Annotated in this window: 18 protein-coding genes; 5 read left to right on the top strand and 13 right to left on the bottom strand. The window is 66.2% G+C overall.

The window, feature by feature from the left end; translation table 11 throughout:
- Window positions 1-6 precede the first annotated feature (6 nt).
- From D8S75_RS12865 to D8S75_RS12880, 4 genes are read left to right on the top strand one after another with little or no spacing between them, the layout of a single operon-like run.
- Entirely contained in the window at window positions 7-1,176 is a 1,170-nt protein-coding gene (locus tag D8S75_RS12865) for a DegT/DnrJ/EryC1/StrS family aminotransferase (protein WP_119966751.1), read from the top strand.
- The gene (locus D8S75_RS12870; protein WP_119966752.1) at window positions 1,176-1,808 is read left to right on the top strand and encodes a sugar transferase; all 633 of its coding nucleotides are present in this window, start codon (window positions 1,176-1,178) and stop codon (window positions 1,806-1,808) included. The genes D8S75_RS12865 and D8S75_RS12870 overlap by 1 nt, the downstream gene beginning before the upstream one ends.
- A 57-nt stretch (window positions 1,809-1,865) precedes the next feature.
- Window positions 1,866-3,395: a lysine--tRNA ligase gene (gene lysS / locus D8S75_RS12875; RefSeq protein ID WP_119966753.1), complete on the top strand. Its 1,530-nt coding sequence runs from the start codon at window positions 1,866-1,868 to the stop codon at window positions 3,393-3,395.
- A gap of 23 nt (window positions 3,396-3,418) precedes the next feature.
- Window positions 3,419-4,453, top strand: coding sequence for a GGDEF domain-containing response regulator (locus D8S75_RS12880; protein ID WP_119966754.1), 1,035 nt, complete (start codon window positions 3,419-3,421; stop codon window positions 4,451-4,453).
- 21 nt (window positions 4,454-4,474) lie between these two features.
- Here D8S75_RS12880 and nagZ read toward each other — a convergent pair whose 3' ends face one another.
- The 9 genes from nagZ to lepA form a co-directional block, all read right to left on the bottom strand.
- On the bottom strand, window positions 4,475-5,557 hold the full coding sequence (nagZ, locus tag D8S75_RS12885) for a beta-N-acetylhexosaminidase (protein WP_119966755.1): 1,083 nt from the start codon (window positions 5,555-5,557) through the stop codon (window positions 4,475-4,477).
- A gap of 51 nt (window positions 5,558-5,608) precedes the next feature.
- Window positions 5,609-6,013 carry a holo-ACP synthase gene (gene acpS / locus D8S75_RS12890; RefSeq protein ID WP_119966756.1) on the bottom strand — a complete coding sequence of 135 codons (405 nt, stop codon included), beginning with the start codon at window positions 6,011-6,013 and terminating at the stop codon, window positions 5,609-5,611.
- Between the two features lie 57 nt (window positions 6,014-6,070).
- Complete coding sequence (locus D8S75_RS12895; protein ID WP_119966757.1) at window positions 6,071-6,829, bottom strand: pyridoxine 5'-phosphate synthase; 759 nt, start codon at window positions 6,827-6,829, stop codon at window positions 6,071-6,073.
- The gene (recO, locus tag D8S75_RS12900) at window positions 6,826-7,587 is read right to left on the bottom strand and encodes a DNA repair protein RecO (RefSeq protein WP_119966758.1); all 762 of its coding nucleotides are present in this window, start codon (window positions 7,585-7,587) and stop codon (window positions 6,826-6,828) included. The genes D8S75_RS12895 and recO overlap by 4 nt, the downstream gene beginning before the upstream one ends.
- 190 nt (window positions 7,588-7,777) lie before the next feature.
- On the bottom strand, window positions 7,778-8,797 hold the full coding sequence (gene era / locus D8S75_RS12905) for a GTPase Era (RefSeq protein ID WP_119966759.1): 1,020 nt from the start codon (window positions 8,795-8,797) through the stop codon (window positions 7,778-7,780).
- A complete protein-coding gene (gene rnc / locus D8S75_RS12910; protein ID WP_119966760.1) occupies window positions 8,794-9,477 on the bottom strand; it encodes a ribonuclease III in 684 nt (227 codons plus the stop codon). The genes era and rnc overlap by 4 nt, the downstream gene beginning before the upstream one ends.
- Window positions 9,478-9,843, bottom strand: coding sequence for a DUF4845 domain-containing protein (locus D8S75_RS12915; protein WP_119966761.1), 366 nt, complete (start codon window positions 9,841-9,843; stop codon window positions 9,478-9,480).
- 40 nt (window positions 9,844-9,883) lie between these two features.
- Window positions 9,884-10,858 carry a signal peptidase I gene (gene lepB / locus D8S75_RS12920; protein WP_119966762.1) on the bottom strand — a complete coding sequence of 325 codons (975 nt, stop codon included), beginning with the start codon at window positions 10,856-10,858 and terminating at the stop codon, window positions 9,884-9,886.
- The gene (lepA, locus tag D8S75_RS12925; RefSeq protein WP_119966763.1) at window positions 10,858-12,666 is read right to left on the bottom strand and encodes a translation elongation factor 4; all 1,809 of its coding nucleotides are present in this window, start codon (window positions 12,664-12,666) and stop codon (window positions 10,858-10,860) included. Before lepA ends, lepB begins: the two co-directional genes overlap by 1 nt.
- On the opposite strand from lepA, the gene D8S75_RS17490 reads away from it, so the two are divergent.
- Complete coding sequence (locus D8S75_RS17490; protein WP_157982650.1) at window positions 12,656-12,913, top strand: hypothetical protein; 258 nt, start codon at window positions 12,656-12,658, stop codon at window positions 12,911-12,913. The two genes, lepA and D8S75_RS17490, sit on opposite strands and share 11 nt — an antisense overlap.
- A gap of 231 nt (window positions 12,914-13,144) precedes the next feature.
- On the opposite strand, the gene D8S75_RS12930 is transcribed toward D8S75_RS17490, so the two are convergent.
- The 4 genes from D8S75_RS12930 to D8S75_RS12945 form a co-directional block, all read right to left on the bottom strand.
- On the bottom strand, window positions 13,145-14,617 hold the full coding sequence (locus tag D8S75_RS12930) for a DegQ family serine endoprotease (protein ID WP_119966764.1): 1,473 nt from the start codon (window positions 14,615-14,617) through the stop codon (window positions 13,145-13,147).
- A gap of 239 nt (window positions 14,618-14,856) precedes the next feature.
- Complete coding sequence (locus tag D8S75_RS12935) at window positions 14,857-15,459, bottom strand: sigma-E factor negative regulatory protein (RefSeq protein ID WP_198673203.1); 603 nt, start codon at window positions 15,457-15,459, stop codon at window positions 14,857-14,859.
- 58 nt (window positions 15,460-15,517) lie between these two features.
- Entirely contained in the window at window positions 15,518-16,150 is a 633-nt protein-coding gene (gene rpoE / locus D8S75_RS12940; protein WP_119966765.1) for an RNA polymerase sigma factor RpoE, read from the bottom strand.
- A 13-nt stretch (window positions 16,151-16,163) separates the two neighbouring features.
- On the bottom strand, window positions 16,164-16,661 hold the full coding sequence (locus D8S75_RS12945) for a hypothetical protein (RefSeq protein WP_119966766.1): 498 nt from the start codon (window positions 16,659-16,661) through the stop codon (window positions 16,164-16,166).
- Window positions 16,662-16,676: the final 15 nt, after the last annotated feature.

Raw genomic sequence — 16,676 nt, forward strand, 5'->3', positions numbered from 1 at the left:
AATTCAATGCTTCCTTCAGAAACACTCCCATTCCTTCCTTTTGCTCAACCAGACATTGGAGAGGCCGAAATCCAGGCTGTAGCCCAGACACTGCGTTCTGGCTGGCTCTCCACTGGACCTAAAGCACGGGAATTCGAACAGGCTTTTACCAACTATCTCGGCGGCAACGGACTGCAGAGCATTGCCGTCAACTCCGCCACGGCCGGCTTGCACCTGGCACTGGAAGCCCTGGGTATCGGCCCGGGCGACGAAGTGATCGTCCCCACGCTAACCTTCACCGCCACTGCGGAGGTGGTGCGCTACCTCGGCGCCGACCCGGTGCTGGTGGATGTGGACCCGGTGACGCTGAACATTGACCCCGAGGCCATCCGCGCCGCCATCACGCCGCTAACCAAGGCCATCATGCCGGTGCACTACGGGGGGCTGGCGTGCCGCATGGACGCCATCCTGGCCATCGCGCGCGAACACGGCCTGAAGGTGGTGGAAGACGCCGCGCACGCCCTGCCCACCACCTGGCAGGGGCAACTGGTGGGGCAGCTGGCATCGGATGTGACCGTGTTCAGCTTCTACGCCAACAAGACCATCACCACCGGCGAGGGCGGCATGGCCGTGACGCGCGACCCCAGGTTGGCCGAGCGCATGCGCGTGATGCGCCTGCACGGCATGAGCCGGGATGCCTTCGACCGCTTTACCTCCAAGACGCCGGCCTGGTATTACGAGGTGGTGGCGCCGGGCTTCAAGTACAACCTGACCGACACCGCCGCCGCCCTGGGCCTGGTGCAATTGCAGCGCTTGCCGCAGTTCCTGGAGCGCCGCCAGCATCTGGCGGCGCGCTACCACGCACAGCTGGCGGGCCTGCCCCTGGTGCTGCCGGCCAACGCTCCAGCGGGCGATGTGCACGCCTGGCACCTGTATGTGGTGCGCCTCGCGCCCGGAGCACGCGTGGGCCGTGACGAGGTCATCCAGGCCCTGTCAAACCGGGGCATCGGAACCAGCGTGCACTACATGCCCCTGCACCGTCACCCCTACTGGCGCGACCGCTACCAGCTCCGCGCTGAACAGTTTCCGCAGGCCGACGCGGCCTACCAGTCCATGCTGAGCCTGCCGCTGTTCACCGCGATGACGGACGCCGACCAGGACCGGGTGATCGCCGCGCTGCACGACATCCTCGCCTGATGGCCAAGCGCTTGTTCGACATCGCCTTCGCCGCCCTGGCCCTGCTGCTGCTGGGTCCGCTGCTGCTGGCCGTGGCGCTGTGGGTGCGGCTCGATTCGCCCGGGCCGGTGTTCTTCCGCCAGCAGCGCGTGGGACGCGGGGGCAGGCTGTTCTGCATCGTCAAGTTCCGCACCATGCGCCCGGAGGCCGAGGCCCTGGGCCCGCAGATCACCGTGGGCCAGGACGCGCGCATCACCCGCGCCGGGGCCTGGCTGCGCCGCAGCAAGCTCGACGAGTTGCCGCAGTTCCTCAATGTGCTGCGCGGCGACATGAGCGTGGTCGGCCCGCGCCCCGAGGTGCCGCGCTACGTGGCGCTCTACCCCGCCGAGGTGCGCGAGACCGTGCTGTCCGTGCGCCCTGGCATCACCGACCTGGCCTCGATCGAATTTCGCGACGAGAGCGCGCTGCTGGCCCGCAGCCCCGACCCCGAACGCACCTATGTCGAGCAGGTCCTGCCCGCCAAGCTGCGCCATGCGCAGCAGTACGTGTGCACGCACACGCTGTGGCTGGACCTGCGCATCATTGCCTGGACCGTGCTGGCCGTGCTGGGCCCGCACGCGGGGCAGCGCACCGATGGCGCCGATAACCCATAAAATCAACGGTTTGGCTGGCAACAGCCCCTTTTTTCCTGCCCCGTAGCCACGGCCCCTATGTCTGAACAGAACCACGCCCCCGCCCACCACGACGAAAACCAGCTCATCGCCGAGCGCCGCGAGAAACTGCGCGCCCTGCGCGAGGCTCAGGCCCAGGGCAAGGGCGTTGCATTCCCGAACAACTTCAAGCCCGCGCACCAAGCCGACGCACTGCAGGGTGCATACAGCGAGACCACCGCGGAAGCCCTGGAGGCCACGCCCGTGCAGGTGAGCGTGGCCGGCCGCATGATGCTCAAGCGCGTGATGGGCAAGGCCAGCTTCGCCACGCTGCAGGACGCCACCGGCCGCATCCAGCTCTACATCACGCGCGACGCGCTGGGTGAAGAGCTGTACGGCGCCTTCAAGCACTGGGACCTGGGCGACATCCTGGGCGCCACGGGCACGCTCATGAAGACCAAGACCGGCGAGCTGTCGGTCAAGGTCACCACCCTACGCCTGCTCACCAAGAGCCTGCGCCCCATGCCCGACAAGTTCCACGGCATCCACGACCAGGAGGTGAAGTACCGCCAGCGCTACGTGGACCTGATGACCGACGAGGCCGCGCGCAAGCGCTTCGTGGCGCGCAGCAAGGCCGTGAGCGGCATCCGCGACTTCATGGTGCAGCACGGCTTCCTGGAGGTCGAGACGCCCATGCTCCACCCCATTCCGGGCGGCGCCAACGCCAAGCCCTTCGTCACGCACCACAACGCGCTGGAACAGGAGATGTACCTGCGCATCGCGCCCGAGCTGTACCTCAAGCGCCTGCTGGTGGGCGGCTTCGAGCGCGTGTTCGAGATCAACCGCAACTTCCGCAACGAAGGCATCTCGGTGCGCCACAACCCCGAGTTCACCATGATGGAGTTCTACGCGGCCTACTGGAACTACCAGGACCTGATGGGTTTCACCGAGCAGCTCGTGCGTGACGCGGCCCTCAAGGCCGCGGGCACGCTGCAGCTCACCTACCAGGGCCGCGAGGTCGACCTCGCCCAGCCGTTCGCGCGATTGACCATCCGCGAGGCCATCTTCCAGTACACCGAGGCCGGCGCCCATGTGGACGATGCCGGCTGGCTCATCGGCGCGCTCAAGAAGCTGGGCATGAGCGAGGAGAAGGACAAGCTCTCCGCGCGCAGCCTGGCCAGCCTGCAGGTGCTGTACTTCGAGGAGACGGTGGAGGACAAGCTCTGGCAGCCCACCTTCATCATGGAGCACCCGACCGAAATCTCGCCCCTGGCCCGCGCCAACGACGCGCGCCCCGAGGTCACCGAGCGCTTCGAGCTCTACATCACAGGCCGCGAGTTCGGCAACGGTTTCTCCGAGCTGAACGACGCCGAGGACCAGGCAGCACGCTTCCATGCCCAGGTGGCCGCCAAGGACAGCGGCGACGACGAGGCCATGTATTTCGACCACGACTTCGTGCGCGCGCTCGAATACGGCATGCCGCCGGCGGGCGGCTGCGGCATCGGCATCGACCGCCTGATGATGCTGCTGACCGACAGCCCGAGCATCCGCGACGTGATCCTGTTCCCCGCCCTGCGCCGCGAAACCTGACCCGGCCGCCCAGGCCCCCTGCCATGACATCCGCCCAGCCCATCGAAACCTCCGCATCCCTGCTGCCGCCGATCGGCATGGGCCCCATGTCCGTGCTGGTGGTCGAGGACCAGGATTCGGTCCGCGCCGCGCTGGTGGGCGAGCTGCGCCATGCTGGCGTCAGCGATGTGCTGGAGGCTCCCAATGGCGATGTGGCACTGCACCTGTTCAAGCTGCGCCGCCCGGACCTGGTGCTGCTCGACATCCGCCTGCCGGGCAACGACGGCTACTGGGTCGCGCAGCAGATGCGCATGGCCGAGCCGGGTGACTGGACGCCCATCATCTTCCTCTCCGGCCTGGACAACGACCTCGACGTCTGGCGTGGCATCGAGGCCGGCGGCGACGACTACCTCGTCAAGCCCGTCAAGCCCATCGTGCTCGTGGCCAAGCTGCGCGCCATGCGCCGCCTGCTCGACATGCGACGGCGCCTCGTGGGCCTGACCGAGGAGCTGCACCTGGCCAACCAGCGCCTCAACGAGATGGTGGAGGTGGACGCCCTCACGGGCCTGGTGAACCGGCGCGGCTTCGACCGCATCCTGCACAGCGAGATCATCGCGGCGCGGCGCGACGGCACGCCGCTCACGCTCATGCTCTGCGACCTGGACCACTTCAAGCGCTACAACGACACCGCCGGCCATGTACGGGGCGACGGCTGCCTGAAGGAAGTGGCCCGGGTGCTGCACGAGGTCTGCGTGCGCCCGCGTGACGTGGCCTCGCGCTACGGCGGCGAGGAGTTCGCGCTGATCCTGCCCAGCACGCCGCGCTCGGGCGCCATGACCTTCGCGCGCGCCCTGGGCCAGTTGCTGCGCACGCGCGCCATCGCCCACCCGGATTCGCCACTGGGCGACGTGCTCACGCTCTCGGGCGGCATCACCACCTGCGTGCCCGACGAAAACACCAGCGCCGAAGGCATGATCATGCGTGCCGACCAGGCCCTCTATGCCGCCAAGGCACAGGGGCGCGACCGCTTCTTCAGCTTCGAGATGCAGCTGGACACGGTGGAGCAGCGCCCCGGCTGAGGCGCGCCGCCACTGCCGCCGCTACGGCAGCATCTCCAGCGCCTGCTGGTAGGCCGGCTGGAACATCAGATCGTCCCAGGCCAGCGGCAGGGTCTGCGGCAGCAGCGCCACGCGGCGCGATTCGCTGTCCTGGCTGGGCTGCCATTCGCCCTGCGCCTGCTGCGCGGCCAGGCCGTCGAGCAGCTCGTCCACCACATGGCCGTCGCCCAGGCTCTGGTTGCACAGCAACACCAGGTCGCACCCGGCCTGCAGCGCGGCCACGGCCGCCTCGGTGTAGCCGACGAGCCGCCCGTCGATGCGGCGCGCGCCCTCCATGCTCAGGTCGTCGCTGAAGATGGCCCCGTCGAAGCCCAGCCGCCCCCGCAGGATGTCCTGCAGCCACTTGCGCGAGAAGCCTGCCGGCCGGCTGTCCACCTTGGGGTAGATCACATGCGCGGGCATCACGCTGGTGAGCGTGCCGCGCAGCCAGGCATAGGGCGCGGCGTCGTCCTGCAGGAGGGCCTTGAGGCCGCGCCGGTCCACGGGGATTTCGGTGTGCGAATCGGCCTTGACGAAGCCGTGCCCCGGAAAGTGCTTGCCGCAGTGCGCCATGCCGGCCTGCAGCAGGCCGTGCGCCAGACTCTTGGCCAGCAGCGCGACCACGCGGGGGTCGGCGTGGAAGGCGCGGTCGCCGATCACGCCGCTGCCGCCCCAATCCAGGTCGAGCACGGGGGTGAAGGAGAAGTCCACGCCGCAGGCGCGCAACTCGCTGGCCAGCACGTAGCCCGCCGCCGTGGCGGCATTGGTGGCCGCCATGGCGCCGCTGCCCGGGCCGCCCTTGCCGTCCTGCATCCACATCGCGCCCAGGGCGCGCATGGGCGGCAGATGCGTGAAGCCGTCGCTGCGAAAGCGCTGCACGCGCCCGCCTTCATGGTCCACGCAGATCAGCAGGTCGTCGCGCACGGCCTTGATGGCGCTGGTGAGTTCGAGCAACTGCGCGCGGTTTTCCCAGTTGCGCGTGAACAGGATCACGCCGCCTGTCAGCGGGTGCGCGAGGCGGCGGCGGTCGTCGGCGCTGAGCTGGGTGCCGGCGATGTCGAGGATGAGGGGGGCGTGCTCGGTCATGGTTATCAGCAGTGATTTGCTACTGATTTTATAGCTGCTTGCGCTTATATATCAAGCGTCAGGGCCTTGTTTTTCCACCACACAAAAGCTCGCGGCATAGTCGGTTTCATCCGTCACGCTCAGGTGCGCCGTGAGCGCGCGCGCCTCGAACCATTCCTTGAGCGCGCCGTGCAGCACGATGACCGGCTGGCCGCTGGGCAGCTTGCCCACCTCGCAGGAGCGCCAGGTCATGGGCATGCGCATGCCCAGGCCGATGGCCTTGCTGAACGCCTCCTTGGCGGAAAAGCGCGTGGCCAGGTAGCGCACGCCGCGCTCGGGCCAGCGCGCGCTGCGCTCGCGCCAGGTAGCCAGCTCGGCCTCGCTGAGCACCTTCTCGGCGAAACGGTCGCCGTGGCGCTCCAGGCTGGCCTGGATGCGCCGCACGTCGCAGATGTCGGTGCCGATGCCGTAGATCATGGTTTTAAATGGAATTGGCCTGTAGCGCCCACCCATCAAGCGTCAGAAGCTATTGAATCAGGAGCATCCGGCATCGATGCAGGCCTGGTAGGCCCACACCGTGGCGGCGTAGCCCAGCTCCAGCGCGTCGGCGATGAGCGCGTGGCCGATGGAAACCTCCAGCAGCCCGGGCACGGTGCGCACGAAGGCCGCCAGGTTGTCGCGGTTGAGGTCGTGGCCGGCGTTCACCCCCAGGCCCGCATCGAGCGCGGCCTGGGCGGCGGCGCAGTAGCGTTCCAGCTCGGCGGCCTGGCGGTCGGTGCCCCAGGCGGCGGCGTAGGGCTCGGTGTAGAGCTCAACGCGGTCGGCGCCCACGGCCCGCGCCAGCGCCATCTGCGCCGGCACCGGGTCCATGAACAGGCTCACGCGCACACCGAGCTGCTGGCACTCGGCGATCAGCGGTCGCAGGCGCTCGGCATCCTGCGGGAAGCTCCAGCCGTGGTCGCTGGTGAACTGGTCTTCGCTGTCGGGCACGAAGGTGGCCTGGTGGGGGCGCACCTGGCGGATGAAATCCATCAGGTTCTGCGAGGGGTTGCCTTCGATGTTGTATTCGCGGCCAGGCCAGGCACGCATCAGCTCGGCCAGCTCGTGCACGTCGTGCGCGCGGATGTGGCGCTCGTCGGGGCGCGGATGCACCGTGATGCCCTGGGCGCCCGCCTGCAGGCACAGCAGCGCAGCGCGCGTGACGCTGGGAATGCCGAGATGCCGCGTGTTGCGCACGAGCGCGACCTTGTTGACATTGACCGACAGCGCGGTGCGGTGGGAAGCAGAATTCATAGCGATTGCATGTCCATCATGAACTGGCGCGTGCGCAGCAGCGGGCTGCCGCAATGGTATTGCAACAAGGCGCGCAGTTGCGGCTTGAGCTCGGCGGCCGCCGGCGCCACGGCGCGCAGCAGGTCGGTGAAAGCGGCGCCCTCCTGCAGCGCGGCGTGCAGGGCCTGCCACTGCGCCCCGGCCAGGCTGGCGCGGTCCTGGGGCGCGGCGGCCGCGCGCAGGCCGGCCTCGGCCACCAGGGTGTAGCGGGCTTGAGGCTCCAGGGCGCCGAGGGTGAGCGTCTGGGTGTCCAGCGCCGGCAGCAGGCCGATCTCGCGCAGCAGCAGCAGCTCGAAGCTGCGCAGCACGGGTTCGAGCGCCTCGCCATGCTCGCTGGCCAGCACGCGCACCACCGCGGTGTAGGTGTCGAACAGGACGGCATGCGCGTCATCGCGCGCCAGCAGGCGCAGCAGCAGCTCGTTGAGGTAGGTGCCCGACAGCAACGCGTCGCCCGTGGGCATGGTGTGTCCCCCCACCCATTCCGCGCCCTTGAGGGTGTGGATATCGCCCGCACCCTCGCCTTGCGTCCAGGTCAAATGCAGGGGCTGCAGCGGCAGCAGCACCGGCCGGAAATTGGAGCTGGGCTTCTTGGCGCCCTTGGCCACCAACGCGATGCGGCCGTGGTGGCGCGTGAACACCTCCAGGATGACGCTGGACTCGCTCCAGTCGTAGCGGTGCAGCACGAAGGCAGGTTCGTTGGAGAAGCGGCGGGCCGGCATGATGCTATGGATTCAATAGCTGCCAGCGGATGACCGATAAGCGCTGGCGGCTGATTTCGTTATCGGCCCATGCTACAGACTGCCGCCCACACCAGCAGACGCCGTGGAACTGGCTTCGCCAGGCCACTGGCGTCGTCCTCCCTCCCGCAGGAGAGGGGGGAAGGCGCGCAGCGCCTCAGGGGGGTGCTCCTCATTCATAGCCGAACGAGCGCACGCGCGCCTCGTCGTCGGCCCAGCCCGAACGCACCTTGACCCACAGCTCCAGGAACACCTTGGCGTCGAGGAGTTTTTCCAGCTCCTGGCGCGCCTCTGTGCCGATGCGCTTGAGGCGCTCGCCCTTGTCGCCGATGATCATGGCCTTGTGGCTGTCGCGCTCGACTACGATGGTGGCGGCAATGCGCACCAGGCGCTTGTGCTGCTTGCTCGCCTCTTCCTCGAACTTGTCGATGATGACGGTGGAGGTGTAGGGCAGCTCGTCGCCCGTGAAGCGGAACAGTTTCTCGCGCACAGTCTCGGAGGCCAGGAACTTCTCGCTGCGGTCGGTCAGCTCGTCCTCGCCGTACCACCAGGGGGCCTCGGGCAGGTATTTCTCGCAGATGCCGAAGAGGCGCTCGATGTCGCCCTTGTTCTTGGCCGACATGGGCACGAACTCGGCGAACGGGTGGCGCTCCTGCATGCCCTTGAGCCAGGGCGCAATCTCGGCGCGGCGGTGCACCATGTCGAGCTTGTTGGCAATGAGCAGCGTGGGAATGCCGGGCTTGAACAGCGACAGCACCTTGGCGTCGGCCAGCGTGAAACTGCCGGCCTCGACCACGAAGAGGATCAGGTCCACGTCGCCGATGGCGCCCATCACGGTCTTGTTGAGCGACTTGTTCAACGCCGTGGCATGGCGCGTCTGGAAGCCGGGCGTGTCGACGAAGACGAACTGCGTGGCGCCCAGCGTGCGGATGCCGGTGATGCGGTGGCGCGTGGTTTGCGCCTTGCGCGAGGTGATGCTGATCTTCTGACCGACCAGCGCGTTGAGCAGCGTGGACTTGCCCACGTTGGGCTTGCCCACGATGGCGATCACGCCACAGCGCTGGCCCGACGTATCGGCGGCAGGCGCGCCCGCAGGGCGGGCTGCCGCCAGCATGGCCTCCAGGTCGTTCTGGCCTTCAGCGCCCTTTTTTTCTGCGCTGTCAGCTACATTTTTAGTAGCATCTTCATTCATGTGTGTCTTGCTTTCAGTGTGGCCAGCATGGCGGTGGCGGCGGATTGCTCGCCCGCACGGCGCGAGCCGCCAGTACCACGCTCGGTCAGGGACAGCTCGGGGATGGCGCACTCGACGTCAAAGGTCTGCTTGTGCGCCGCGCCGGCGGTGCCCACCACGCGGTATTGAGGCAGTTGCATTTTGCGACCCTGCAACCACTCCTGCAATGCGGTCTTGGCGTCCTTGGCCGCCGCCTGCATCTGGGGGTTGATCTCGACGGCTTCATACAGCCGGTGCACCAGCGCTTCGGCGCCGGCATAGCCGGCGTCGAGATAGACGGCACCGATCAGGGCTTCCAGGGCATCGGCCAGGATAGAGGGGCGCTTGTGCCCGCCCGAGCGCAACTCGCCTTCCCCCAGGCGCAGCACTTCGGGCAGGCTCAGGCCGAGGGCCAGGCGGTGCAGAGTGTCCTCCTTGACCAGGTTGGCCCGCACGCGCGAGAGATCGCCTTCGGGCAAAGCGCTGAGCCGCTGGTACAGCAGGCTGGAGATGGCCAGGCTCAGAACGGAGTCACCAAGGAATTCCAGCCGCTCGTTGTGGTCGGCGCTGAAGCTGCGGTGCGTCACGGCGCGCTGCAGCAGCGCGGGATCGGAAAAACGGTGCTGCAGCCGCGACTGCAGCGAGACAAGAGCGGGCTGCACCTACTTGGTCGAATCTTCGAAGCGGTAGACCAGATAGGCCGGACCCGCGAGGGCGATCTCGCGCGAGTACTTGAACGACACGACTATCTTGTCACCTCGCTTGGTCACATCAAGATCCTTACCCTTGATCGAAGCAATATCGTCAATAGCTGCTGCCCGATCAAAAACTGCACGGACATCCGGCACGGTAGACCCCTCTTTCGCAGCCTTCGCTGCAGCCTTCTGGATAGCTTGATACTCCAAGAAGATCGGTATCGACTGGCCACCGATGGCGAACGCTGCCACGGCGAGCAGGCCGATGAAGATGACACCAATGAACGACAGGCCACGCTGGCGCGCCCGGCTGACTGTACGTTGAGCATGCATACCCTATCTCCCCTTGGTTGTTCGCCGTGTCTGCGACGGCTCAGTTGAAAGACCCGATGCGCTTGAGGCTGCCGAAGTTCATCCAGACGAAGAAGGCCTTGCCCACGATGTTGGCCTCGGGCACGAAGCCCCAGTAGCGCGAATCGAGCGAATTATCGCGGTTGTCGCCCATCATGAAGTAATGCCCCTCGGGGACCTTGCACACGACGCCTTCCACACTGTAGCGGCAGTTGTCGCGGTAGGCAAAGTTGCTGGCCCCCTGGACAAAGGCCGGAGCCTCTGGATTGTTCAGCAGCCGGTGGGGGCGATCCCCCAATTGCTCCTCGTACTGCTTGAAGTAGCGCATCGTGCTTTCATCGAAGAAGTCGGGCGCCGTGGATGTCTCCACGGGTTTGCCGTTCACGGTGAGGCGCTTGTTCAGGTAGGCCACCTCGTCTCCCGGCACGCCGACCACGCGCTTGATGTAGTCGAAGCTGGGCTGGGGCGGGTAGCGGAACACCATCACATCGCCGCGCTGGGGCGAGTTCATCTCGATGATCTTGGTGTTGATAACCGGCAGGCGCACGCCGTAGGTGAACTTGTTCACCAGGATCAGGTCGCCCACCAGCAGCGTCGGCACCATGGAACCCGAAGGGATCTTGAAGGGTTCGAACAGGAAGGAGCGCAGCAGGAAGACGGCGACGATCACCGGAAACAGGCCGGCCGTCCAATCCAGCCACCAGGGCTGCATGAGCAGGCGCTCTTTCGAATCCTGGACGTCGATGTCCACCTTGGCGATACCCATGCGGTCGAGTTCGGCGCGGCGCTGGGCGGCGGCATCCTCGACGGCCTGGGCCGCGCGCAGGCGCTGCGGCAGGAAGTAAAACCGCTCGGCCAGCCAGTAGGCCCCCGTCACGACCGTGGCCAGGAAGAGCAGCAGGGCGAAATTGCCTTCGATCGCGCCGAAATACCAGGCGCCCATGTAGCCCGCGAACGCGGCCAGCACCAGCGAAGTGAGGATCTGCATGGCCTGCATCAGTCCTCCACCTGCAAAATGGCCAGGAAGGCTTCCTGGGGCACCTCGACCGATCCGATCTGTTTCATGCGTTTCTTGCCTGCCTTCTGCTTCTCAAGAAGCTTGCGCTTGCGGGTGATGTCGCCGCCATAGCATTTTGCCAACACGTTCTTGCGCATCGCCTTGATGGTTTCGCGCGCGATGATGTTGGCTCCGATCGCGGCCTGGATGGCCACGTCGAACATCTGGCGGCTGATGATCTCGCGCATCTTGGCGACCACGGCGCGGCCACGGTACTGCGACTGGCTGCGGTGCACGATGATGGACAGCGCATCGACCTTCTCGCCGTTGAGCAGGATATCGACCTTCACCACGTCCGAGGCACGGTACTCCTTGAACTCGTAGTCCATCGACGCATAGCCGCGCGACACCGACTTGAGCTTGTCGAAAAAGTCCAGCACGATCTCGCCCAGCGGCATCTCGTAGGTCAGCATGACCTGGCGTCCGTGGTAGGCCATGTTCATCTGCACGCCGCGCTTCTGGTTGGCCAGCGTCATCACTGGTCCCACATACTCCTGGGGCATGTACAGATGCACGGTGACGATGGGTTCGCGGATCTCCTGCAGCTTGCCCTGATCGGGCATCTTGGCCGGGTTCTCCACCATGATCACCTCGCCATCGGGCTTGACCACCTGGTAGACCACGCTGGGCGCCGTGGTGATGAGATCCTGGTCGAATTCGCGCTCCAGGCGCTCCTGCACGATCTCCATGTGCAGCAGGCCCAGGAAGCCGCAGCGGAAACCAAAGCCCAGCGCCTGGCTGACCTCGGGCTCGTAGTGCAGCGAGGCATCGTTGAGCTTGAGCTTCTCCAACGCGTCGCGGAGCTGGTCGTATTCGCTCGCCTCGGTCGGGTACAGGCCGGCAAACACCTGGGGCTGGATTTCCTTGAAACCCGGCAGCGCCTCGGTGGCGGGGCCGGCATTGTTCGGCAGCTTCTTCTCCAGCGTGATGGTGTCGCCCACCTTGGCGGCCTGCAGCTCCTTGATGCCGCAGATCACATAGCCCACCTCGCCGGCGCGCAGCGCATCGCGCGGTTCGTTGGCGGGGGTAAAAACGCCCAGGCTGCCGGCCTCGTAGGCCGCGCCCGTGGCCATCATCTTGATGCGCTCGTTCTTGAGCAGGCGGCCATCGACCACGCGCACCAGCATCACCACGCCGACGTAGCTGTCGAACCAGCTATCGATGATCATGGCGCGCAGCGGCCCTTCGGGATTGCCCTTGGGCGCCGGCACCTTGGCCACGATGGCCTCCAGGATTTCCTCGATGCCCATGCCTGTCTTGGCCGAGCAGGGAATGGCGTCGCCCGCGTCGATGCCGATCACATCCTCGATCTCTGCCTTGGCGTTCTCCGGGTCGGACTGCGGCAGGTCCATCTTGTTGAGCACCGGCAGCACTTCCACGCCAAGATCGAGCGCGGTGTAGCAGTTGGCCACGGTCTGCGCCTCCACGCCCTGCGAGGCATCCACCACCAGCAGCGCGCCTTCGCATGCGGACAGCGAACGGCTCACCTCGTAGGAGAAGTCCACATGGCCGGGCGTGTCGATCAGGTTGAGGTTGTAGACCTGTCCATCCTTGGCCTTGTACTGCAACGCGGCGGTCTGCGCCTTGATGGTGATGCCGCGCTCTTTCTCGATGTCCATCGAGTCGAGCACCTGGGCCTCCATCTCACGCTCGGCCAACCCGCCGCAGCGCTGGATCAAGCGGTCCGCCAGCGTGGACTTGCCATGGTCAATGTGCGCGATGATGGAAAAATTTCTGATGTGGTTCATCAACGAAAACCGTCAAGTGTTTGAATTACCAGGGGGCACACAAGAAAAAAGGGCGCGTCGACTGATGACGCGCCCTGAACCAACAATCTTTGGCAACTGCGATTGGTTGGAGCTTCATTGTAGGCAAAAAGCCGGCAAGAAAAAGGCCGTTTCGCAGCCTTCGCGGGTCGTTGCAGGGCGGCAACAAGTATTTTATCCACAACTTATCAACATACTCGATGCCAAACAAAGGACAACATGTGCGTGACCTGTGGATCACCTGTGCAGCCCCGGGAAGACATCCCGCATCGTGGACTTTTGGCCTTTCAATATGCCAATAGTCGCGCATGGATACTGTCTATTCTACCCAATCCGATCGATAACCCTTTTCAGGACGGCACCAGACACGGGGAGGATTTTTCATGACCCTGCCGCTGCCATGGCATCGGCGTACCGGCCTGACCCCACCCGCAGGTGGGTCATCAGGCCGGTGCCGGCGTCAGCGCGCCGGCCGGATCAGTGCGTACTGCGCCCACTCGCCACGGCGGAACAGAACATTGACCGGCTTGCTCTTGTCGGCACGGGCCAGGGCGGCCTCGAACTCCTTGACGCCCGGCACCTCCACGTTGGCGATGGCCAGTATCACATCCCCCTCGCGCAGACCCGCCCGCGCGGCCGCCTCGGTGGCGGACTCGATGCGCACGCCGCCCCGCAGCTTGAGTTCCTTCTTCTGCGCATCGGTCAGGTCCGACACGGTCAAGCCCAGTTGCTGTGCCGCCGTCGACGTCTTGGGCTTGGCGTCCCGATCCGTCGCCTTGGCCTGGGGCTTGTCGGGCTCGATCTCGGCGATCACGATGGGCAGATCGCGCGCGCTGCCCCGGCGGAACACGGTCACCGTGCTCTTGCTGCCCGGCTTGGTATTGCCCACCAGGCGCGGCAGGTCGGCGATCTTGTCGATGGCCTTGCCATCGAAACGCGTGATGATGTCGCCGGCCTCGATGCCGGCCTTCTCGGCCGGCGATCCCGCCTCGACCCCGGTCACCAGGGCGCCTTGCTGCTTGCCCAGGCCCAGGGATTCCGCCACGTCCTTCGTGACCTGACCAATCTGCACGCCGATGCGGCCACGGGTCACACGGCCGCTGGCGCGCAACTGCTCGCTCACGCGCATGGCTTCATCGATCGGGATGGCGAAGGCAATGCCCATGTAGCCGCCCGAGCGGGAATAGATCTGGCTGTTGATGCCGACCACCTCGCCGCGCATGTTGATCAGCGGACCGCCGGAGTTGCCGGGGTTGATGGCCACGTCCGTCTGGATGAACGGCAGGTACTCCCCCGTCTCGCGCTGCTTGGCGCTCACGATGCCCGCAGTGACCGTGCTTTCCAGACCGAAGGGCGAACCGATGGCGAGCACCCACTCGCCGACACGCAGACGGCTGCTGTCACCGATGCGCACGGCCGGCAGGCCTGTGGCGTCGATCTTGACCACGGCCACATCGGTGCGCTTGTCCGAACCCACGATGCGCGCCTTGTATTCGCGCTTGTCCGTGAGGGTGACCAGCACCTCGTCCGCGCCTTCGACCACATGCGCATTGGTCATCACGTAGCCGTCGGCGCTGACGATGAAGCCCGAGCCCACGCCCCGGGGCTGCTCTTCCTCCTGGTGCGGACGCTGGGGCCGTTGCTGGCGCGGCAGGTTCGGCAGCGGGACGCCGAAGCGCTTGAAGAACTCCTGCATTTCCTCGTCCATGCCATTCATGGGGCCACGCGCGGAGACTTTCTCCAGCGTGCGAATATTGACCACCGACGGCCCCACCTGCTCTACCAGGTCCGTGAAGTCTGGCAGCCCCCGCACGGAGGCAGGCTGAGGTTGGTACTGCGCCATGGCGTGCGGCACGAAGGCCACGTTCGCCGCCAGGGCCAGCACACCCGCCAGCCCGCCCAAAGTCCACCTCGTCCAATCGAGTTTTCTCATTTCCGACCTTTCAAGAATTCGCGTTCACGTTGCGCCACAGGCGTGTGCTCTGAGAAATGCTGCCTGCGGATTTGGTTCCCTGGGGATGTCGCGATGGCTCAGGCCATTGTCCATCTCGTCGCCCACGACCACGCGACTGCGCAGGCAGCAGCGGATCCAGGCCACGCGGCCCATCTATCGGTCAAATGGGGTACGACCGCCCACCGACAAGGACTGCGTCCGCAGCCCGCCAGCCCCGTTCAGCGCGATGGGGGATCGAAATTGGCGTTGCGCAGAAAACCCGCAGGCATTTGCAGGGCCGTGGCGCCGCCAAACTGCTTGTGCGCGGCCAGCAATTCATCCAGGCGCGGGTCACGGAGCATGACCTGCTGATCCTGGCCACCCGCGGCCACCACCTGCGCCTGCGGCGCGGCAGGTGCGGCAGCCAGTTGTGGCCCCGGTGCGCCACCACGCAACGAACCCACGGTATTCCAGCCGATGGCCGCCACGGCAGCCAGCGACGCGACCCCCGCCACCATCTTCCAGCGGAACACCGAGGCATTGGCGGCTTGGCGCGGAAACTCCTGCGATGGCACGGCCTGTGCCAAGGTATCACGCACGGCACGTGCGGACGCCGGTTCCTGCGCGATCTTCTGATGCAACTGCGCCAGGAATGCGCCACCATCGGCAGGACGCGCCAGCTCGGATGACCGCAGCACATCACCCACCAGATGGTAGAGCTGCCAGGCCTCCCGCCCCTCGTCCTGCGCGGCAAAGCGCAGTGCCTGGGCCAATTCCTCGCCCTGCAACTGCCCGTCCGCCAGGGCGGACAGCTGCTCGCGTTGCGTCTGATCTTGCTTCATGGTGTCACCCGCCAACCAATGCATGTCATGAAAAGTACCTCGTCGCCAGCGCGCGCCATCACCAGCGCTTGCCCGTGCGGTTCTCCAGCAGCGGGCGCACCCGCGCGGAAATGGCCTCCCGCGCTCGGAAGATCCGCGAACGCACGGTTCCGATCGGGCAGGCCATCACCGTGGCGATTTCCTCATAGCTCAGACCCTCGATCTCGCGCAGCGTGACCGCCTGCCGGAGATCCTCCGGCAAGGCCTCCATGGCGGCGTTCACAGCGGCAGCGATCTCCTGCGCCGCGAGCACGGTCTCTGGGGTCTCGTCGCTGGTTAGTTCGTGTTCGATGCGGGAAGTTTCATTCTCGTCCCCCTCGCCCCGCACGCTGCCTTCATACACCACCGGGTCGCGCTTGAGATCCATCAAGGATTTCTTCGCTGTATTCACCGCGATGCGGTACAGCCAGGTATAGAACTGGGCATCGCCCCGGAACTGGTGCAGCGCCCGGTAGGCCCGCAGAAAGGTCTCCTGGGCGATGTCCTGGACCAGATCGGCGTCGCGCACCATGCGCCCGATCAGGCGCTCGATGCGCCGCTGGTACTTGATGACCAGCAGATCGTAGGCGCGCAAATCCCCCGCCACCGTGCGCTGCACGAGCACAAGGTCGCTGTCGGTGGCGGGCGGTTCGGCGGGAGGAAGGGATGTCATGGAAAAAAGAGGATCACACCGTGTCGGCCTGCTGCTGCGCAGGTCCGGCGGCATCGGCAATGCCCGCTCCGGGGCGCGAATATACCGCACGGCGCAGATCGCCCCAGCGGGAGGGTGCACGTTCTTGCTCCAGCCAAAGCCACAGTGGCCGGCCGCCGGGCTGGCGCAGGCACACAGCCATGCGCCGCTGCAGATCGAGATGCACGGCCAAGGCACCACGCCCGTCCAGCGCCTGGGCGGACCGCAGCATCCAGCCCTGCCCGTCCCAGTCCAGCGTTCCCGTGGGCAACCGGACCCAGAAATGCCAGGCCCCGGCGCTCGCCAGGAACCACAGCAGAAAACAGCCCCCAATGAACGGCCATGGCCGCGCGGACGCGCCCAGGACGGCCCACGCCGCCAGCACCAGCAAGCCCGTCAACGACCCAAGGCCCAGGGCGCCACCCAGCCAGCGTGAACGCTCGACCGGGTATTGCACGGAAGGAGCATGGTGGCGGGATGCGATCGCGGTCATGCGCGTGCCGCCCCC

It is taken from the genome of Simplicispira lacusdiani (assembly GCF_003604195.1).
GTDB lineage: Bacteria > Pseudomonadota > Gammaproteobacteria > Burkholderiales > Burkholderiaceae_C > Simplicispira > Simplicispira lacusdiani.